We start from the raw sequence: 18,167 nt of genomic DNA, 5'->3' as shown, positions 1-18,167 counted from the left end.
CGCCGACGGTCCCCGGTGGGGAGATCCGTCACGGACCACGGAATCCGGCCGGGACCTTGACCGGCCGGGACCTTGACTGCTGTGACAGCCGTCACGACGATGGCGCGGACAACGGGGAGTGGGCGAGCGAGATGACACCGGGGGGTGCCGTGACCCTCGCGACCGGGCCGGGACCGCCCGCCGCCGTGGACGGGAGACGTGCCGCCGCGAGGGACGGGAGGAGGCGAGCCGCCCGTGCCGCCCGCCCGCGGCACGGCCCCGGCGCATGGTTCCTGGTGCTGCCCGCACTGATCCCGATCCTGGCCCTGAGCGTCGGGCCGCTGCTCTACGGCATGGCACTGGCATTCACCGACGCCCAGTCGGGCCGGACCCGGGCCACCCGGTTCGTCGGCGTGCTGAACTTCTCCGACCTGTTCCAGGACACCCTGTTCTGGGACTCCTTCCGGATCGGCCTGGTATGGGCCTTCGGTGTCACCGTCCCGCAGTTCTTCCTCGCTCTCGGACTGGCCCTGCTGCTCGACCTGGACCTGCGGCTGCGCTGGCCGGCACGTGCGCTGGCGATCGTCCCGTGGGCGATGCCGGAGGTCGTCGTCGGCCTCATGTGGCGCCTCGTCTACCACCCGGACGCGGGCGTCCTGAACGGGACGCTGCGCAACCTCGGCCTGTCCGCCGCCGACGGCCGGGACTGGCTGAGCGGACTGGCCACCGCCTTGCCCGCGGTCATCGTCGTCGGGGTCTGGGCCGGGATGCCGCAGACCACCGTCACCCTCCTGGCCGGCCTGCAGAATGTGCCGCGCGAGCTGCACGAAGCCGCCGCCGTGGACGGCGCGGGTGCCTGGCGCCGCTTCCGTACGGTCACCTGGCCCGCCCTCAGACCTGTCGCACTCGCCGTCACCGCCCTCAACTTCATCGGGAACTTCAACTCCTTCGCCCTGGTCTATGTGCTGACCGACGGCGGCCCCGGCGGCCGGACCAGGCTGCCGATGCTCTTCGCCTACGAAGAGGCCTTCCGCTACGGGCAGTTCGGCTACGCGGCCGCGATGGGCCTGGCGATGGTCGCGGTGATCTCCGTCCTGCTGGCTATCCGGCTGGCCGGCCGGCTGAAAGGGGACGACGCGTGAGCCCGGGGACGACGCACGAGCCAAGGGGACGACGCGTGAGCCACACGAGCCCGGGGGGAGACGCATGAGCCGGCGTCCGGGCCTGAAGCGCACCGCCGGCCGCACCGGCCAGTACGTCGCGCTCCTCGGCTATCTGCTCTTCCTCGCCTTCCCCTTCCTCTGGTTGCTCTCCACCGCCTTCAAGGCCCCGCGTGAACTGGGCGGTGTCCACCCCACCTGGATCCCGGAGGCGCCGACGCCGGAGAACTTCCGGCAGGCGTTCGCCGAGCAGCCGCTGCTGACGGCCGCGGCCAACAGTCTGCTCACGGCGGCCGTGTCTGCCGTGCTCGCGATCGTGCTGGCGACCCCGATGGCGTACGTCCTGGCCCGTGTCCGCAACCGGCTCTCGTGGGCAGTCACCGGCTGGGTCGTGGTCAGCCAGGCGTTTCCCCTGGTGCTGGTGATCATCCCGTTGTTCCTGATCCTGAAGGGGCTGCATCTGGTGGACTCCCGGATCGGACTGATCGCGGTCCATGTGGTCTGGGCGCTGCCGTTCGCCCTGTGGATGCTGACCGGCTATGTCCGCGCCGTACCGGCCGAGGTCGAGGAGGCCGCGGCCGTGGACGGCGCGGGCCGGGCCCGCACGCTCGTCTCGGTGACCGCGCCGCTGCTCGCTCCGGGCATCATCGCCACCGCGCTGTTCGCCTTCCTCACCTCCTGGAACGAGTTCTTCTTCGCCCTGGTCCTGCTCAAGTCGCCCGAGAAGCAGACCCTCCCGGTCGTGCTGACCCACTTCCTCGGCGCGGAGGGCGTCGCCGACCTCGGCCCGCTCGCCGCCGCCGCGCTGCTGGCCACCCTCCCCGGCCTGCTTCTCTTCGCCGTCATCCAACGGCGTATCACCGGCGGAATGCTCGCCGGGGCGGTGAAGAGCTGATGCGCGACGGCGACGCCGCCCGGCCGCCGGCCGGTGTCCCGCGCCGGCCGCTGCTCGCGGCGGCCACCGCGCTGCCCGCCGCGGCCCTGCTGCCGGGGTGTTCCGCCGGCCGCCGGCGCCGCTCGGCCGACGGCCGGATCACCCTGCGCTTCCAGTCGCCGGCCTGGCAGCGGGACTCCGTCCGCGCCATCCGGCACCTGGTCGCGGAGTGGAACGAACGTCACCCGAAGGTCCAGGTGCGCTACGTCCAGGGCTCCTGGGCCACGGTCCACGACCAGCTGCTCACCTCCTTCGAGGGCGGTGAGGGACCGGACATCATCCATGACGCCGCCGACGACCTCGCGGACTTCGCCCACGGAGGCGACCTCGCCGACCTCACGCCCCTCCTGCCGCCGCGGCTCCGGCAGGACATCCCGGAGCGGAGCTGGCGGACCGGCACGTTCAACGGACGGATCCACGGCATCCCGTTCCTCCAGGAGCCACGGGTGCTGATGGCGCACCGCGGCCTGCTGCGCGGCTCCGGCGTTCGTCTCCCCACCCCCGAACACCCCTGGACCTGGGAGGAGTTCAGGGAGGTGGCCCGACGGCTGGCCCGCGGCGGCCGGCACGGTATCGCCTGGCCGCTGAAGGAACCGGTCTCGGCCACCCTCGACCTCGCCCTGTCCACGGGCGGCCAGGTCTTCCACCGCCGCCCCGACGGCAGGGCGGAGGTCCGCTTCGACGCCGTCGACCAGGTGGTCCCGCGCACCATCCACGACCAGGTGAACGTCGACCGCAGCGCATCCCGTACGACGCTGGGGATGGGCGGATCGGACACCCTCCCGGGCTTCTTCGCCGGGCGCTACGCCATGGTGCCGCTCGGCTTCTCCTACCGTCACCAGATCGCCCGGCAGGCGCCCCGGGGCTTCGACTGGACGGTGCTGCCGGCCCCCGGCGGCACCAAGGGCCTCGACCAGGGCGTGAGCCCGCAGACCCTGTCGATCGCCGAGGGGTGTCCGTACAAGGAAGCGGCGATGGCGTTCATCGACTTCCTGCTCCGGCCACCGAACATGGTCCGGCTCGCCCTGGGCGACTGGATGCTGCCGACGGGCCGGAAGGCGCTGGCGGACCCGGCACTACGGGTGACGCGCCACGGCTGGGCGACCGGCACCGCCCTCGCCGGTTCGCTGCGCGCCGCCCCCGCCCAGTCCTTCCGGGGCTACCCGGAGTGGAAGGACAAGATCGCGACTCCGGGTCTGCAGGAGTACTACAGCGGCGCCATCGGTCTGGACGCCCTCCGGGAGCGGCTGGTCGAGGACGGAGGTCTGGTGCTGGCGCGCTATCAGCGCTGAACTGCGCGGTTCTGCCCGGCTGTCCGTCCTGCGGCCGGACAGGAGCCTGAACTGTCCACCAGATGGACAATTCTCAAATCGCCGCGAATACCGAGCAATTACGTCGATGAGGGGTACGCAAGGGCGGCATCGGACCGTTGCCGAGTTCATCGGGCCGCCCCATGCGCGATGCGACTTGTCACCCTCTGTTTCCTGTATGTAAACGGAGTTGAACAGTTCAGCTCCGGCCTGACGCTCTTTTGACCATTTCTGCGGGGCTTTTGGAATTTCGCAGCGTTGTTGTCTATGTCACACGGCTGGGTGCCCCTTGAATTGAACCCATCAATCAGACAGGGTTTCGAGCCAGCCCGACGTGGATTCTCCTTCGTCCACGGGCTGTTGGCGTACTGCCTTCCCCCCACACCACAACCGAGGAGAAACCCTCGCATGAGTCACAAGCGTTCCAGCAAGAAGCGGCTCGTCACGGCGATAGCCGCCGCTGTCGCCGCCACTGGTATCGCCGCTGTCACTGCCGTCACCGCGGGCGCATCACCCGCCCCGGCCGAGGGCAAGATCTACGGAGCCGAGGCCAAGGGCGCCGTGAACGGCAGCTACATCGTCATGCTCAAGAAGTCGATCCGTACGGCGCAGAGTGGTGACCTGGCCTCCAAGTACGGCGGCGAGGTCAAGCGGACCTTCTCATCCGCGATCAACGGTTTCTCGACGAGCGGTATGAGCGCCGAAGACGCCAAGCGTCTCGCCGCCGACCCGGCCGTCGACAAGGTCGTCCAGAACAAGAAGTTCCACGTCACCGCCGTTCAGGACAACCCGCCGTCGTGGGGCCTGGACCGGATCGACCAGGCGGACACCCAGGGCGACAAGAAGTACAAGTACCCGGACGGCGGTGGTGAGGGCGTCACCGCGTACGTCATCGACACCGGTGTCCACATCAGCCACAAGGACTTCGGCGGACGCGCGTCGTTCGGCTTCAGCGCCGTCGACGGCAGCAACAAGGCCGAGGACGACAACGGCCACGGCACCCACGTCGCGGGCACCATCGCCGGTGAAGCGCACGGCGTCGCGAAGAAGGCCAAGATCGTGGCCGTCAAGGTGCTGGACGCCCAGGGCTCCGGCAGCACCGAGCAGGTCGTCGCGGGCATCGACTGGGTCACCAAGAACCACAAGGGCCCCTCGGTCGCGAACATGTCCCTCGGTGGCGCAGGTGTCGACGAGGCGCTCGACGCGGCCGTGAAGAAGTCCATCGACTCCGGTGTCACCTACGGTGTGGCGGCGGGCAACGAGTCCAGCGACGCCGGCCAGAGCTCCCCGGCGCGCGTGCCGGAAGCCATCACGGTGGCCTCCAGCACCAACCAGGACCAGCAGTCCGACTTCTCCAACTACGGCAGCGTCGTGGACCTTTACGCTCCTGGCTCCGACATCACGTCGGACTGGAACTCGGGTGACGACGCCACGAAGACCATCTCCGGTACGTCCATGGCGACCCCGCATGTCGTCGGTGCCGCCGCGCTCTACCTGGCGGGCCACCAGGACGCCAAGCCCGCCGACGTGGAGAAGGCGCTGACCGCGGGGGCCACCCCCGACAAGATCAGCAACCCGAGCCAGGGTACGCCCAACAAGCTGCTGAAGGTCGTCGAGTAACCCTCGCTCACCCCTCAGCTCCCTACGCCGGTCGTCGCGCTCGCCCCCACGGTGCGCGGCGGCCGGCGTCTGCGTGTGCCGTCCGGAGTCCGGGTGTGCCGTCCGGGGTCCGGGTGTGTCGTCCAGCATGAGTAGACACTGTCTACGCAGGAATGGTAGACAGTGTCTATGTCCAAGAGTGAACGCGCCCGGGCCGGGGTACCCGCGCCTGACGGCGCACAAGACGCGGGCCTGCGCGCCCGCTTGGTCCAGGCGGGCGTCGACCTCGTGACCGAGGAGGGCGCGCAGGCGCTGTCACTGCGCGAGATCGCCCGCCGGGCCGGGGTCTCGCACGGGGCCCCGCGCCGCTACTTCCCGAGCCATCTGGACCTGCTGTCCGCCATTGCGCGCCAGGGCTTCACCGAGCTGGCCGCACAGGTCGCCGACGTGACCGACGGCAGCCAGGCGAGCCCGCGGGCTCAGCTGACGGCACTCGGCCGGAGTTACCTCGACTTCGCGCGGGACCACCGCGGCATGTACGAGCTGATGTTCCGGCACGACCTGTTGGAGAGCGGCCGACTGGGACTCCGGGAGACCAGCCTGCCGCTGTTCCGCGTACTGGTGGACCTGGTCGCCCGAGTGCGTCCGGCGTCCGGCGGGGAACCACGGGTGGTCGCGGGCGCCCTGTGGGCGAATCTGCACGGCATCGCCCAACTGTGGGGCTGGGGCGGCCTCCCGCTCGCGACGGGGGCCGAGGACGTCGCACCACTGCTGCGCGCCACGCTGGACGCCCACCTCGGGCCGGAGGAGCGATGACCGGCCTGCGCCGCCACCGGCGTCTGACGCTCGCCGGCAGCATCACCGGCGCCGTGATCGTCGCCCTGGACGGCACCGTGCTGACCGTCGCTCAGCCCGCCCTGCGGCGGGATCTGCACGCCTCGTTCAGCCAGGTCCAGTGGACCAGTACCGGCTATCTCATCGCCGTCGCGGGCCTGCTGGTCTTCGCCGGCCGGCTCGGCGACCGGTACGGGCACCAGCGGGTCTTCGCCCTCGGGAGCCTGGGTTTCGGCGCCGCCTCGGCCGGGATCGGCCTGGCGTCCGGCATCGGCTGGGTGATCGCACTGCGCGTCGCCCAAGGGGTCTTCGGCGCGCTGCTGCAGCCCGCCACGCTCGGGATGCTGCGCACCGCGTACCCGCCCGACCGGCTCGGTATGCCCATCGCCCTGCGCACCAGCGCCATCGGCCTGGCCGCCGCCGCGGGCCCGGTCGTCGGCGGCGCCCTCGCCGCGCACTGGGGCTGGCGGGCGGTGTTCCTCCTGAACGTGGTGCCCGCGCTGGCGATCGGCGGACTGGCGCTGACCGTTCGCCTGCCGGCGCCCACCAGCCGTACGGCGGGTACGGCGGGGAACCGCCGCCACTCGTCGGCACAGGCCCTGGGCCTTCCCGGTGCCTGCCTGCTCGCGGTCACCCTGGTGTGCCTGGTGCACACCCTCGTCGTCGTCCCGGAGCACGGCTGGAGCGCGGCCACCGTACTGGGGGCGGCCGCGGCGGCGGTCGCCTGCGGCGCGTTCATCCGCCACGAGCGGCGCACCACGAGCCCTCTGATCCCGCCAAGTGCCCTGGGCAGGGGCCCCGTTGTGCCGGCCCTCCTCGCCCTGCTGACGGCGTCGGCGGCGATGTTCGGCACCCTCTTCCTCGCCACCTACTATCTGCAGGACGTCCTCGGACTGGACCCGCTCCAGTGCGGCCTGCGGGTGCTTCCGCTGGCCGCGATGATGGTGCTGAGCGCACCGCTCTCGGCCGTACTGCAGCGTCGGTACGGCCCCCGCCGGACGGCCACGGCGGCGACGGTGCTGCTCACCGCGGGCATCCTCGTCCTCTCCCGGCTCGGCGGCTCGGCGGCGACGTGGTCCCTCGTCGCCGGCTTCCTGCTGCTGGGCGCCGGTTTCGGCACGGTGATGGTCACCGCGACGGACGCGATCGTGCGCCATGTACCGGCCGGGAACGCCGGGGTGGCCGGCGGGCTGCAGCAGACCGCGATGAACACCGGCCCGACGCTGGGCGTCGCCGCGGCCGCCATGCTGACCACCCTCACCTCGACGACGGGCGCCGCGCTGATGGCCCTGGCGGCCCTCGCCGTACTCGGCGTGCCGGCCGCCCGAAGACTTCCCGACCGCACCCTGCCCGCCCGCGAGCGGCCCGCCTCCCGAACCGGCAACTCGACACCCGTGCCCGGCAGTTATCCACAGGAGGATGCCTCCGGAACCACGTTGGGCGCGACGCCGCTACCGTCGGCGACATGCGTACAGGACTCCCCTTCATCGGCAGCAGAACGAGTACCGGAACCAGAACGGGAACGGTGACGAGTGCCAGAACTGGAACCGGAACTGGAATCAGGAACGGAAGCAAAACCGGAGCCGGAATCGGATCCAGAATCGGATCCAGAATCGGATCCGGAGCCATCGTCCAGGGCGTGATTCGGCTGATCCGTCGTGCGGTGGTCGCGCTGGGTGGCCTCGGGCGCTCTCAGGCGGTCAGGGCCGGCAGGTCCCCGCGTGCGCCCGTTGCCAGTGCCTGGTCGTACCGGTGCAGCAGCAGGCGGGCCAGCTCGGGGGCATCGCCCAGGGTGGGCGCGAGGATGTCCGCCCCGGCCTCCCGGGCCCCGGCGGCGATCCGGTCCGGCAGGAAGCCGGGGGCGATGACGTACGGGGCGACGGCCACCTGCCGTACGCCCTCGGCCCGCAGAGCCTGTACGGCGTCGGCCGTCCGGGGAAGAGAAGCGGAGGCGAACGCAGGCCGCACGGCGCACCAGCCGGCGGTGCGCCGCCACTCCCGCGCGATATCAGCGATCACTGCGATCGCCTCCGGGTCGGAGGAGCCCGCCGAAGCCAGGACGACCCCGGTCGAGCGACGGTCGCCGGGCCGAAGCCCGGCCTCCGCCAGACGGCGCTCCAGCGCGTCGTTCAGGAGCCGGGACGGACCGAGCACCTCGGCCTGACGGATGGTCAGCAGGGGCAGGCGTGCGGCGGCCTCGCGCAGGACCGCCGGGATATCGGACTTGGCGTGAAAGGCGCGCGTCAGGAGGAGCGGCAGCGCCACGACGTGACGTGCGCCGTCGGCCGAGAGGCGCTCCAGCACCCGGGGCACCCGGGGCGCGTTGAAGTCGAGATGGCCGACCTCGACGCGCAGCCCGGGTCGCAGCGCCCGCACCCGCGCGCAGAGCGCGGAGACGGTCGCCGCGTGCCGTGGGTCGCGGCTGCCGTGGGCGACGACGAGGAGCGTGGGGCGGCTGGTGGGTCTGTGCATCGTGTGGCCCGTGGCTCAGCTCTTCACGAGGAGGCCGCGGCTGCGCAGCACCCGCCGCTCGATCGGTGCGAAGATCAGCAGCTCGATGCCGATGCCGACGACGAGGATCAGCAGGATCGCGGAGAGCACCCAGGACATGTCCTGCAACTCCCGTCCCTGTTCCAGCAATTGGCCCAGCCCGGTGCCCAGATCGGCCGCGTTGACGATGAGTTCGGCAGCCATCAGCGAGCGCCAGGAGAACGCCCAGCCCTGCTTGAGGCCGGCGAGATAGCCGGGCAGCGCGGCCGGCAGCAGTACGTGCCGTACCCCGGACGGACCCGTCGCACCGATGGTGCGGCCGGCCCGCAGATAGAGAGGAGAGATCTGGTCGACCCCCGCCACCAGGCCGTTGGCGATGGACGGTACGGCGCCGAGCAGTACCACCGCGTAGATCGTGGCGTCGCTCAGCCCGAACCAGATGATCGCCGCAGGCACCCAGGCCACGGACGGCAGTGACTGCAGACCACTCAGGATCGGTCCGATCGCGGCCCGTACCGCCTTGATACGGGCGACGATCAGCCCGAGGACCGTACCGAGGGCGACCGAGGCCAGAAAGCCCAGGGCGCCACGGGAGAGGCTGGTCCACACGAAGCCCAGCAGGGTGCCTTCGAGCCACTTCTGCCGCAGCGAGTGGGCGACGTCCGCCGGGCTCGGCAGCAGGTAGTGCGGCTTGAGCTCGAAGTGATAGGCGAGCTGCCACAGCGCCAGCACGATCACGATGGCGACGGCCGGTGGGACCGCCTTCGACACCGCGGTACGCAGCCACGGCTGGCGATCGGCGACCGTGGACTCCAGGGCATCGAGCCCGGCCTCCAGACCGGCGATGTCCCCGGCTCCCCGGGAGGATCCGCCTGCCCGGGTGGATCCGGCTGCCTGGGGGGACCCGGCTGCCTGGGCGGAGGCCGGTGCCCCAGGCTCGACCGTGGTGGAGGTGGAGGTGGAGGTGGAGGTGGAGGTGGAGGTGGAGGTGGAGGTGGAGGGGGTGGGGGCGGGGGAGCCGGTGTCGGCCGGGGTGTCAGTGCTGGCCATGGCGGCGGATCTCCCCACGGAGGTGTTCGGTGATCTCGATGGACAGGTCGGCGACCGCGGAGTCCTCGATGCGCCGCGGCTGCGGGATGTCCACCCGCCATTCGCGGGCCACCCGGCCCGGGCGGGAGGACAGCAGCACGACGCGCTGGGCGAGCCGTACGGCCTCCCGCACGTTATGGGTGACGAAGAGGACGGAGAGGCCGCCCGTCGCGGAGTCGCCGTCGTTCGCTGCCGACCAGATGCGGGTCAGCTCGTCGTGCAGGACGTCACGGGTGATCGCGTCCAGTGCGGCGAACGGCTCGTCCATCAGCAGCAGCCGGCTGTCCTGGGCGAGGGCCCGGGCCATCGCGACGCGCTGCCGCATCCCGCCCGACAGCTCGTGCACCCGCTTGCCGTGGGCACCCTTGAGCCGGACGAGCTCCAGCAGCCGCTCGGCCTCGCCCCGGCGCTCGGCGCGCGGCACCCCGCGCAGCCGCAGCGCCAGTTCGATGTTGCGTCCCGCGGTCAGCCACGGGAACAACGCGTGTTCCTGGAACATCAGGGCCGGCCGGCCGCCGGGCGTCTCGATGGCGCCGGCGGACGGCGCGTCCAGACCGGCCACCAGGTTGAGCAGGGTGGACTTGCCACAGCCCGACGCCCCCAGGAGGCAGACGAATTCGCCGGGTGCCACATCGATACTGATGTCGTCCAGGACCTGCTGCTGTGCGCCCGGCCGGCCGAACGACTTCGAGACATGGCCGATACGGGCCGCGTACGGCACGGTGCCGCCCGGGTCCGCCGTGGTGGGCTGCTGTTTGGTGAGCGTGGTGGTCGTCATCGGTGTCACCTCCTGGGGGAGTGCGGTGCTGCCGGGGCTACTTGCTGCCGAGGCCGGCGTCGCCGACCTGCTGCTTGCCCTCGGACTTGAGCACCTTGTTGAGCAGGGTGAGGTCGTAGATGCCCTTGAGGTCGGGCTTCTTCAGCAGGCCCGCCTGGACGGCGTGGTCGGCCTCCTCCTGGAGGGTGGCGGCCAGCGGGTCATCGGTGAGGTCGACGTTCTTGAACGCCGGGTCGAGGACGTCGTCCGGCAGGGGCTTGCCGACCTCCTGCGCCAGCTTGTCGTTGAGCGCCTTCCTCGCGTCGGCCGGGTTCGCCCGGATCCAGGCGTTGGTCTTCACCGAAGCGCGCAGCACGGCCTCGACGGCCTTCGGGTGCTCCTTGAGGAAGCGCTGCGAGACGATCACGTTCGTGATGACGAACTTCCCGTCCTGCCACAGCGTCTTCTCGTCCAGGATCGCTTTGCCGCCCGCGGCGACGAGCTTGGCGGCGGTGGGCTCGGGCACCCAGGCACCGTCGATGGAGCCCTGCTCGAAGGCGGTCGGCGTCACCTTGTTGTCGGTGCGCTGGACGGTGACATCGCCCTTGCCGGTGGCCGCGTCGACCGTGTAGCCCTTCTTGGCAAGGAAGTTCAGCAGTGCCACGTCCTGGGTGTTGCCCAGCTGCGGGGTCGCGATCGTCTTGCCCTTCAGGTCGTCAAGACCCTTGATCTTCTTGGGGTCGACGACGAGCGAGACACCGCCGGAGGCCGAACCCGAGATGATCTTCAGGCTCTTGCCGTGCGACTTGGTGTAACCGTTGATCGCGGGGGAGGGGCCGATCCAGCCGATGTCGATGGCGCCCGAGTTGAGCGCCTCGATCTCGGCGGGGCCCGCGTTGAAGACGGCGGATGTGATCTCGGTGCCGCGCAGTTCCTTCTGGAACAGGCCCTTCTGGAGGCCGATCAGGGGGGTGGCGTGCGTGGTGTTGGCGAAGAACCCGATCTTGATCTGATCGAGCCCATCGGTCCTGGGCCCCTTGGGGGCGACGCCGGCCGAGGCGTCCTTCTTGGCTTGCGAGCCGTAGCCGCAGGCGCCCAGCGCGCCGATCAGGAGCGGGACGGTGGCGGCGGCCGCCAGCAGGCGGTGTCGAACGGCAGACACGGGAGGGGGTCCTCTCGGAGGGCCGGGGCAGTGCGCGCCCCTGTCATGGCGCGCCCGGCGGAGCGAAGGATCTTCGGAAGGTGGCGTGGGGGGTACGGAGTCGTGCCTGGTCAGCGCACACATCGGCCAACTCCGCCCTGGCCGCTCCCGAGGGCGCCGCTGCCGATGCGGCCGCCCTCCTTCGCGAAGGTCGAGAAGACGTCCTGGGGAATCCCGTTCATGGTCAGAAGTCCCATCCCTCGTCGTCCGCCTGGTCGGCCGGTGCGGCATCCGGGGCCGCCGAGGCGAAGGCGGTGCCCGCCATCCCCGCGGTCAGCGTCGTACCGTCCGCCGGGTCGATCAGCAGGAAGGAGCCGGTGCGGCGGGAGTCGGCATAGGCGTCCAGGGCCAGTGGCTCGGCGGTGCGCAGGACCACCCGGCCGATGTCGTTGGCGGCCAGCTCATCCGGGTCCGGGTGCTGGGACAGGCCGTGCCGTGCGTCGGACACGGCCAGGGTGAGCCGGGACGGAATGCCCTTGACGATCGCCTTGACGGTGCGCGTGGTGTGCTTGAGCAGTACCCGCCGGCCGACCGTCAGAGGACGGTCGTGCAGATGGCAGACGGTGGCCTCGACGTCCTGTGTGGAGGCGGGAGCCGAGGCGGTGGGCACGATCATGTCGCCGCGCGAGACATCGACGTCATCGGTGAGCCGGACGGTCACCGACTGCGGCGCCCAGGCGACGTCCACGGACCCGCCCAGCCCGTCGATGCCCTCGATGGTGCTCGTACGGCCCGAGGGCAGCACGGTCACGGCCTCGCCGGCGCGCAGCACGCCGGAGGCGATCTGGCCCGCATAGCCGCGGTAGTCGGGGTGCTCTGCGCTCTGCGGGCGGATGACGTACTGGACCGGGAAGCGCGCCGGGTCGCCGGACGGGTCGCCGCCGACGGGCACGGTCTCCAGGTGCTCCAGCACGGTCGGGCCGCCGTACCAGTCCATGTGCGCGGACGGGATCACCACGTTGTCGCCGGCCAGCGCCGAGACAGGGATCGCGGTGACCTCCGGGACGCCGAGGGCGGTGGCGTACGCGGTGAACTCCTCGGCGATGGCCGCGAAGACAGGCTCCGCGTAGCCCGCCAGGTCCATCTTGTTGACGGCCAGGACGACGTGCGGGACGCGGAGCAGCGCCGCCACCGCGGCATGGCGGCGGGTCTGCTCCACCACGCCGTTGCGGGCGTCGACCAGGACGACGGCCAGTTCGGCCGTGGAGGCGCCGGTGACCATGTTCCGGGTGTACTGCACATGCCCGGGGGTGTCCGCCAGGATGAACCGCCGCCGGGGCGTGGCGAAGTAGCGGTAGGCGACGTCGATGGTGATGCCCTGCTCGCGCTCGGCGCGCAGACCGTCCGTCAGCAGCGCCAGGTCCGGCGACTCCTGACCACGGCTGCGCGAAGCGTGCTCCACGGCCTCCAGCTGATCGGCCAGGACGGACTTGGAGTCGTGCAGCAACCGGCCCACCAGGGTGGATTTGCCGTCGTCGACGGAGCCCGCGGTGGCGAAGCGCAGCAGCGAGGTGGCCGAGGTCCCGGCCGCCGGGTCGATGATGTCGGTGCTCATGATCAGAAGTACCCCTCGCGCTTACGGTCCTCCATGGCGGCCTCGGACAGCTTGTCGTCGGCGCGGGTGGCGCCCCGCTCGGTGAGCCGGGACGCGGCGATCTCCGTGATCACGGCCTCGATGGTGGCCGCGTCCGAGTCGACGGCACCGGTGCAGGACATGTCGCCGACGGTGCGGTAGCGCACCAGCCGGGTCTCGACGGTCTCGCCGTCCTTCGGGCCGCCCCACCCGCCGGGCGCCAGCCACATGCCGTTGCGGGCGAAGACCTCGCGCTCGTGCGCGTAGTAGATGGCGGGCAGTTCGATCTTCTCGCGGGCGATGTACTGCCAGACGTCCAGCTCGGTCCAGTTGGACAGCGGGAAGACCCGGACGTGCTCGCCGGGCGAGTGCCGGCCGTTGTAGAGCTGCCACAGCTCCGGGCGCTGCCGGCGCGGGTCCCAGCCGCCGAACTCGTCGCGCAGGGAGAACACCCGCTCCTTGGCGCGGGCCTTCTCCTCGTCCCGCCGCCCGCCGCCGAACACCGCGTCGAACCGGTGCTTCGCGATCGCGTCCAGCAGTGGCACGGTCTGCAGGGGATTGCGGGTGCCGTCCGGCCGCTCGCGCAGCTCACCGCGGTCGATGAAGTCCTGGACGGACGCGATGTGCAGCCGCAGGCCGTGGCGTTCGGCGGTGCGGTCGCGATGGTCGAGGACCTCGGGGAAGTTGTGGCCGGTGTCGACGTGGAGCAGGGAGAAGGGGACGGCGGCGGGCGCGAACGCCTTGAGCGCCAGGTGCAGCATGACGATGGAGTCCTTGCCACCGGAGAAGAGGATCACCGGCCGTTCGAACTCCCCCGCCACCTCACGGAAGATGTGCACCGCCTCGGACTCCAGGGCGTCGAGGTGCGACAGCGCGTAGGGGGAGTCGCCGGGGCCGGAACCGGCCTCGGTTCTGGCTGCCGTCGTCATGCGGTGCCCCTTTCGTTCGCTTCTCCGCCTGCGCGGCGCAGAGGTGCGGCCATCGTGGTCGACTGCGGCCGAGTGGCCGCGCACGCGTCGCTCACAGGAGACCCCTCTCGGTGAGCAGCGCGTAGAGCGCCGCCGCGGACTCCTGCACGGTCCGGGTGTGCGCCTCGATGCGCAGGTCGGGCGATTCCGGTGCTTCGTACGGGTCGTCCACACCGGTCAGACCGGAGATCTCGCCGGCCGCCTGCTTGGCGTAGAGCCCCTTCACATCGCGCCGGGAGCACACCTCCACCGGCGTGGCCACATGCACCTCCAGGTACGGCGTGCCCTCGGCCTGGTGGCGCTTGCGCACCGCCTCGCGGCTGTCCGTGTACGGCGCGATCACCGGTACCAGCGCCTTGACGCCGTTGCTGGCCAGCAGCTCGGCGACGAAGCCGATCCGCTGGACGTTGGTGTGCCGGTCCTCGCGGGTGAATCCGAGGCCCGCGGAGAGGAACTCGCGGATCTCGTCGCCGTCGAGAACCTCGGCGCGGTGGCCCTCGTCCCGCAGCCGGGCGGCCAGCTCGCGTGCGAGGGTCGTCTTGCCCGCGCTCGGCAGACCGGTCAGCCAGATCGTGGCACCCGTGGCACCCGTCATGGATATCTCCTGATGCTCCGTCATCCGTGCAGCCCGCACTCGGTCTTGTTGCTCCCGGCCCAGCGGCCGGCCCTGGCGTCCTCGCCCGCCGCCACCCGGCGGGTGCAGGGCGCACAGCCGACGGAGGCGTAACCGTCCATCAGCAGCGGGTTGGTGAGCACACCGTGCTCGGCCACGTACGCGTCCACGTCGACCTGTGTCCAGCGGGCGATCGGCGAGACCTTCACCTTCCGCCGCCGGGCGTCCCAGCCGACCACCGGCGTGGCCGCCCGGGTCGGCGACTCGTCCCGGCGCAGACCGGTCGCCCAGGCGTCGTACCCGGTCAGGCCCTCTTCGAGCGGCTTGACCTTGCGCAGCGCACAGCACAGGTCGGGGTCCCGGTCGTGCAGCCGGGGCCCGTACGCGGCGTCCTGTTCGGCCACCGTCTGACGTGGCGTCAGGGTGAGGACGTTGACGTCCATCACCGCGGCGACCGCGTCCCGGGTACCGAGGGTCTCCGGGAAGTGGTAGCCGGTGTCCAGGAAGACCACGTCCACGCCCGGGAAGGCCCGTGAGGCCAGGTGCGCGACGACCGCGTCCTCCATCGAGGAGGTGACGCAGAAGCGCGCGCCGAAGGTGTCGGCGGCCCAGGCGAGGATCTCCAGGGCGGGCGCGTCCTCCAGCTCACGGCCCGCCCGTTCGGCGAGCCGCTGAAGGTCGGTGGCGGTGGTCACGGCGTACCTCCGTCGGAAGCGGAAGGGGTGAGGCTGTTGCCGGCGGCTTCCGGGGCCAGCAGCCCCAGGAACTTCAGCCGGAACGCGCGGCTGCAGGCCCGGCATTCCCACGCCGCCCCCTCTCCCCGGGCGGTCGTCGCCTCGGAGGGGCGCAGGTCCTCGTCCCCGCAGTACGGGCAGTAGAAAGGCGCTGCACGTTCGCTCACTTCAGTGCACCCTCTTCCGCCCGGGCCGCCCACTGGGCGAACCGCTCGCCGTCGGTGCGCTGCTCCTGGAAGGCGCGGAGCACCCGCTCGACGTAGTCCGGGAGTTCGTCGGCGGTGACCTTCAGACCGCGGACCTTGCGGCCGAAGCCGGCCTCCAGACCCAGCGCACCGCCCAGGTGCACCTGGAAACCCTCGACCTGGTTGCCGTCCTGGTCGAGTACCAGCTGGCCCTTCAGGCCGATGTCCGCGACCTGGATACGGGCGCAGGCGTTCGGGCAGCCGTTGATGTTGATGGTGACCGGCTCGTCGAACTCGGGGAGCCGGCGCTCCAGTTCGTCGATCAGCGAGGCGCCGCGGCCCTTGGTCTCGACGATCGCCAGCTTGCAGTACTCGATACCGGTGCAGGCCATCGTGCCGCGCCGGAACGGGGACGGCTTGACCCGCAGGTCGAGCGCCTCCAGACCGGCGACCAGCGAGTCGACCTGCGACGCGTCGATGTCCAGCACGATCATCTTCTGCTCGGCGGTGGTCCGCAGCCGGCCCGACCCGTGCTCCGCGGCCAGGGCGGCGATCTTGGTGAGGGCGGAGCCGTCCAGCCGGCCGACGCGCGGGGCGAAGCCCACGTAGTAGCGGCCGTCCCGCTGCCGGTGCACCCCGACGTGGTCGCGCCACTGCTGGGCGGGCTGCCGCGGGGCGGGCCCGTCGGTCAGCTTCCGCCGGAGGTACTCGTCCTCCAGCACCTGGCGGAACTTCTCCGCGCCCCAGTCGGCGACCAGGAACTTCAGGCGGGCACGGGTGCGCAGCCGGCGGTAGCCGTAGTCGCGGAAGATCGAGATGACGCCCTCGTAGACATCGGCGGCCTCCTCGCGCGAGACCCACACACCGAGCCGGACGCCGAGCCTGGGGTTGGTGGACAGTCCCCCGCCGACCCACACATCGAAGCCCGGACCGTGCTCGGGGTGCTCGACGCCGACGAAAGAGATGTCGTTGATCTCGTGCGCGACGTCCAGCAGCGGTGACCCGGACACCGCGGACTTGAACTTGCGCGGCAGGTTGGAGAACGCGGGGTTGCCGATGATCCGGCGCTGGATCTCCTCGATGACCGGTGTGCCGTCGATGATCTCGTCCTCGGCGATACCGGCGACCGGCGAACCGAGGATGACCCGGGGCGTGTCACCGCACGCCTCGGTGGTGGACAGGCCGACCGCCTCCAGCCGCCGCCAGATCTCCGGTACGTCCTCGATGCGGATCCAGTGGTACTGGACGTTCTGCCGGTCGGTGAGGTCCGCGGTGCCGCGGGCGAACTCCTGGGAGACCTCGCCGATCACCCGGAGCTGCTCGGTGGTCAGCCGTCCGCCGTCGATGCGGACCCGCAGCATGAAGTACTTGTCGTCCAGCTCCTCGGGCTCCAGTATCGCGGTCTTGCCGCCGTCGATCCCGGGCTTGCGCTGGGTGTACAGGCCCCACCAACGCATCCGTCCGCGCAGGTCGTTGGGGTCGATCGAGTCGAAGCCCGCCTTGGAGTAGATCGTCTCAATGCGTGTCCGCACATTGAGACCGTCGTCATCCTTCTTGAACTGCTCGTTGCCGTTCAGCGGCGTGAAATGGCCTGCGGCCCACTGGCCCTCGCCGCGGTGGCGTCCGGCCTTGCGGCGGGTCGTGGCGGCCGGTGCCGCGGGGCTGTTCGGGGTGGCGGCCATGGGGATACGTCCTTCTGGGCGGGCTCAAGGAATCCGGACCGGCGCCGGGCACCACGTTGACCTGCGCGGACGCGCCGAAGGGCGGCGCGTGGCGACGCGTCGAAAGGCCGAAGGGTGTGCGGGTGCGGGTCCGTGGGGTCTCAGCGCGTCCACGACGATGGGGACGGCAGGAAGATCAGCGTTGCTGGGTGCTGTGGAGGGTCAATGCCCCCGAGGCGTTCTCGCCTCAGCCCGCCCGACAAATGGCGCTGGACATGCGGCCGAGGTCGACGTGCCGCCGACACACCAAGGCAATTCCAGCTCGAGACATGACGGAAGCGTGGCACGCCGCTGTTCGGACAGTCCACTGTCATCCATGATGCGGACGCCATTGTCTCGATTGTTGAGATAGGTGACCTCGGTCACCGCGCGTCAGGCCGACGGTGCCGGGGGCGCCGGGGGTGCCGGGGGTTCGACCGTCCCCGCACCCGGCCAGGGCCCCGGGGCCGGCACCTCGGCCTCCTCGGTCACCGTGGTCTCGTACAGCCGGAAGCCGCGCCGCCGGTAGTTGGCCATCGCGTGCACGCCGTCCATGTCGCAGGTGTGCAGCCACACCCGCTTGGTCGGCACCTGCCCCGGCCACCGTTCGGCCAGATCCCAGGCCCGCTCGATCCCGTACGTCAGCAGATGGCCGCCGATCCGGCGCCCCCGGAAGGCCGGGACGAGCCCGAAGTAGGTGATCTCCACCGATCCGTCCCCGGTCGCCGCCAGCTCGATGAAGCCGGCGGGCGTACCGCGTTCATACGCCACCCAGGTCTCCACGCCCGGCCGCCCCAGGTACTCCGCCCACTGCGCATACGACCACGTCAGCCGGTCGGTCCAGGTCACGTCCCCGCCGACCGCCGTATAGAGGAAGCGGCTGAATTCGGGCGAGGGCACCTCGGACCGCACGATACCGACGCCCTGCCCGGCCGGCGGCTGCTGCGCGGGGCGCAGGTCGGCGTGCGAGGTCTGTTCGAGATACCAGGTGGTGACCGCGATGCTCATGCCGTCAGCACATCACACCCGGACGGCCGGACG

General features: G+C 71.1%; 17 protein-coding genes. 6 read left to right on the top strand and 11 right to left on the bottom strand.

The annotated features are described in order from the left end of the window. Positions 1–149: 149 nt before the first annotated feature. From ACFY12_RS20140 to ACFY12_RS20115, 6 genes are all read left to right on the top strand, one after another. Positions 150–1,121 (top strand): carbohydrate ABC transporter permease, encoded by a 972-nt coding sequence (locus ACFY12_RS20140; RefSeq protein WP_390717162.1) that lies wholly within the window; start codon positions 150–152, stop codon positions 1,119–1,121. A 64-nt stretch (positions 1,122–1,185) separates the two neighbouring features. Beyond that, a complete protein-coding gene (locus ACFY12_RS20135; RefSeq protein WP_390717161.1) occupies positions 1,186–2,034 on the top strand; it encodes a carbohydrate ABC transporter permease in 849 nt (282 codons plus the stop codon). Continuing rightward, positions 2,034–3,365 (top strand): ABC transporter substrate-binding protein, encoded by a 1,332-nt coding sequence (locus ACFY12_RS20130; protein ID WP_390717160.1) that lies wholly within the window; start codon positions 2,034–2,036, stop codon positions 3,363–3,365. Before ACFY12_RS20135 ends, ACFY12_RS20130 begins: the two co-directional genes overlap by 1 nt. A 426-nt stretch (positions 3,366–3,791) precedes the next feature. Next, positions 3,792–5,003: a S8 family peptidase gene (locus tag ACFY12_RS20125; RefSeq protein WP_390717159.1), complete on the top strand. Its 1,212-nt coding sequence runs from the start codon at positions 3,792–3,794 to the stop codon at positions 5,001–5,003. Positions 5,004–5,171: 168 nt separating this feature from the next. After that, positions 5,172–5,798: a TetR/AcrR family transcriptional regulator gene (locus ACFY12_RS20120; protein WP_390717158.1), complete on the top strand. Its 627-nt coding sequence runs from the start codon at positions 5,172–5,174 to the stop codon at positions 5,796–5,798. After that, entirely contained in the window at positions 5,795–7,345 is a 1,551-nt protein-coding gene (locus tag ACFY12_RS20115; RefSeq protein WP_390717157.1) for an MFS transporter, read from the top strand. Before ACFY12_RS20120 ends, ACFY12_RS20115 begins: the two co-directional genes overlap by 4 nt. 163 nt (positions 7,346–7,508) lie before the next feature. Here the strand turns inward: ACFY12_RS20115 and ACFY12_RS20110 are convergent, their stop codons facing one another. The 11 genes from ACFY12_RS20110 to ACFY12_RS20060 form a co-directional block, all read right to left on the bottom strand. After that, positions 7,509–8,288, bottom strand: a complete 780-nt coding sequence (locus ACFY12_RS20110) for a sirohydrochlorin chelatase (protein WP_390717156.1) — start codon at positions 8,286–8,288, stop codon at positions 7,509–7,511. A gap of 15 nt (positions 8,289–8,303) precedes the next feature. Beyond that, entirely contained in the window at positions 8,304–9,356 is a 1,053-nt protein-coding gene (locus tag ACFY12_RS20105; RefSeq protein ID WP_390717155.1) for an ABC transporter permease, read from the bottom strand. Further along, positions 9,343–10,173 carry an ABC transporter ATP-binding protein gene (locus ACFY12_RS20100; RefSeq protein WP_390717154.1) on the bottom strand — a complete coding sequence of 277 codons (831 nt, stop codon included), beginning with the start codon at positions 10,171–10,173 and terminating at the stop codon, positions 9,343–9,345. The genes ACFY12_RS20105 and ACFY12_RS20100 overlap by 14 nt, the downstream gene beginning before the upstream one ends. A 37-nt stretch (positions 10,174–10,210) precedes the next feature. Continuing rightward, positions 10,211–11,314 (bottom strand): aliphatic sulfonate ABC transporter substrate-binding protein, encoded by a 1,104-nt coding sequence (locus ACFY12_RS20095; protein WP_390717153.1) that lies wholly within the window; start codon positions 11,312–11,314, stop codon positions 10,211–10,213. Between the two features lie 223 nt (positions 11,315–11,537). After that, positions 11,538–12,908 carry a sulfate adenylyltransferase subunit 1 gene (locus tag ACFY12_RS20090; protein WP_390717152.1) on the bottom strand — a complete coding sequence of 457 codons (1,371 nt, stop codon included), beginning with the start codon at positions 12,906–12,908 and terminating at the stop codon, positions 11,538–11,540. A 2-nt stretch (positions 12,909–12,910) separates the two neighbouring features. Further along, positions 12,911–13,855, bottom strand: a complete 945-nt coding sequence (gene cysD / locus ACFY12_RS20085) for a sulfate adenylyltransferase subunit CysD (RefSeq protein ID WP_390717151.1) — start codon at positions 13,853–13,855, stop codon at positions 12,911–12,913. Positions 13,856–13,946: 91 nt separating this feature from the next. Further along, a complete protein-coding gene (gene cysC, locus ACFY12_RS20080) occupies positions 13,947–14,513 on the bottom strand; it encodes an adenylyl-sulfate kinase (RefSeq protein WP_390717150.1) in 567 nt (188 codons plus the stop codon). Beyond that, on the bottom strand, positions 14,510–15,202 hold the full coding sequence (locus ACFY12_RS20075; RefSeq protein WP_390717149.1) for a phosphoadenylyl-sulfate reductase: 693 nt from the start codon (positions 15,200–15,202) through the stop codon (positions 14,510–14,512). Before ACFY12_RS20075 ends, cysC begins: the two co-directional genes overlap by 4 nt. Next, positions 15,199–15,408, bottom strand: a complete 210-nt coding sequence (locus ACFY12_RS20070; RefSeq protein ID WP_390717148.1) for a hypothetical protein — start codon at positions 15,406–15,408, stop codon at positions 15,199–15,201. Before ACFY12_RS20070 ends, ACFY12_RS20075 begins: the two co-directional genes overlap by 4 nt. Continuing rightward, positions 15,405–17,108, bottom strand: a complete 1,704-nt coding sequence (locus ACFY12_RS20065) for a nitrite/sulfite reductase (protein WP_390717147.1) — start codon at positions 17,106–17,108, stop codon at positions 15,405–15,407. The genes ACFY12_RS20070 and ACFY12_RS20065 overlap by 4 nt, the downstream gene beginning before the upstream one ends. A 411-nt stretch (positions 17,109–17,519) precedes the next feature. Continuing rightward, positions 17,520–18,134 carry a GNAT family N-acetyltransferase gene (locus tag ACFY12_RS20060; RefSeq protein ID WP_390717146.1) on the bottom strand — a complete coding sequence of 205 codons (615 nt, stop codon included), beginning with the start codon at positions 18,132–18,134 and terminating at the stop codon, positions 17,520–17,522. Between the last annotated feature and the right edge of the window lie 33 nt (positions 18,135–18,167).

Source organism: Streptomyces sp. NPDC001339, assembly GCF_042895955.1.
Taxonomy (GTDB): Bacteria; Actinomycetota; Actinomycetes; order Streptomycetales; family Streptomycetaceae; genus Streptomyces.
The sequence above is the reverse complement of the archived record's forward strand: the minus strand, read 5'-3'. Positions and strand labels throughout refer to the sequence as shown.

What these genes read in the sequence shown, in the direction of transcription:
- ACFY12_RS20090 (WP_390717152.1), bottom strand. Translation starts at nt 12,908, where the DNA reads ATGAGCACCGACATCATCGACCCGGCGGCCGGGACCTCGGCCACCTCG.
- ACFY12_RS20060 (WP_390717146.1), bottom strand. Translation starts at nt 18,134, where the DNA reads ATGAGCATCGCGGTCACCACCTGGTATCTCGAACAGACCTCGCACGCC.
- ACFY12_RS20115 (WP_390717157.1), top strand. Translation starts at nt 5,795, where the DNA reads ATGACCGGCCTGCGCCGCCACCGGCGTCTGACGCTCGCCGGCAGCATC.
- ACFY12_RS20130 (WP_390717160.1), top strand. Translation starts at nt 2,034, where the DNA reads ATGCGCGACGGCGACGCCGCCCGGCCGCCGGCCGGTGTCCCGCGCCGG.
- ACFY12_RS20065 (WP_390717147.1), bottom strand. Translation starts at nt 17,108, where the DNA reads ATGGCCGCCACCCCGAACAGCCCCGCGGCACCGGCCGCCACGACCCGC.
- ACFY12_RS20135 (WP_390717161.1), top strand. Translation starts at nt 1,186, where the DNA reads ATGAGCCGGCGTCCGGGCCTGAAGCGCACCGCCGGCCGCACCGGCCAG.
- cysD (WP_390717151.1), bottom strand. Translation starts at nt 13,855, where the DNA reads ATGACGACGGCAGCCAGAACCGAGGCCGGTTCCGGCCCCGGCGACTCC.
- ACFY12_RS20110 (WP_390717156.1), bottom strand. Translation starts at nt 8,288, where the DNA reads ATGCACAGACCCACCAGCCGCCCCACGCTCCTCGTCGTCGCCCACGGC.
- ACFY12_RS20105 (WP_390717155.1), bottom strand. Translation starts at nt 9,356, where the DNA reads ATGGCCAGCACTGACACCCCGGCCGACACCGGCTCCCCCGCCCCCACC.
- cysC (WP_390717150.1), bottom strand. Translation starts at nt 14,513, where the DNA reads ATGACGGAGCATCAGGAGATATCCATGACGGGTGCCACGGGTGCCACG.
- ACFY12_RS20100 (WP_390717154.1), bottom strand. Translation starts at nt 10,173, where the DNA reads ATGACGACCACCACGCTCACCAAACAGCAGCCCACCACGGCGGACCCG.
- ACFY12_RS20125 (WP_390717159.1), top strand. Translation starts at nt 3,792, where the DNA reads ATGAGTCACAAGCGTTCCAGCAAGAAGCGGCTCGTCACGGCGATAGCC.
- ACFY12_RS20120 (WP_390717158.1), top strand. Translation starts at nt 5,172, where the DNA reads ATGTCCAAGAGTGAACGCGCCCGGGCCGGGGTACCCGCGCCTGACGGC.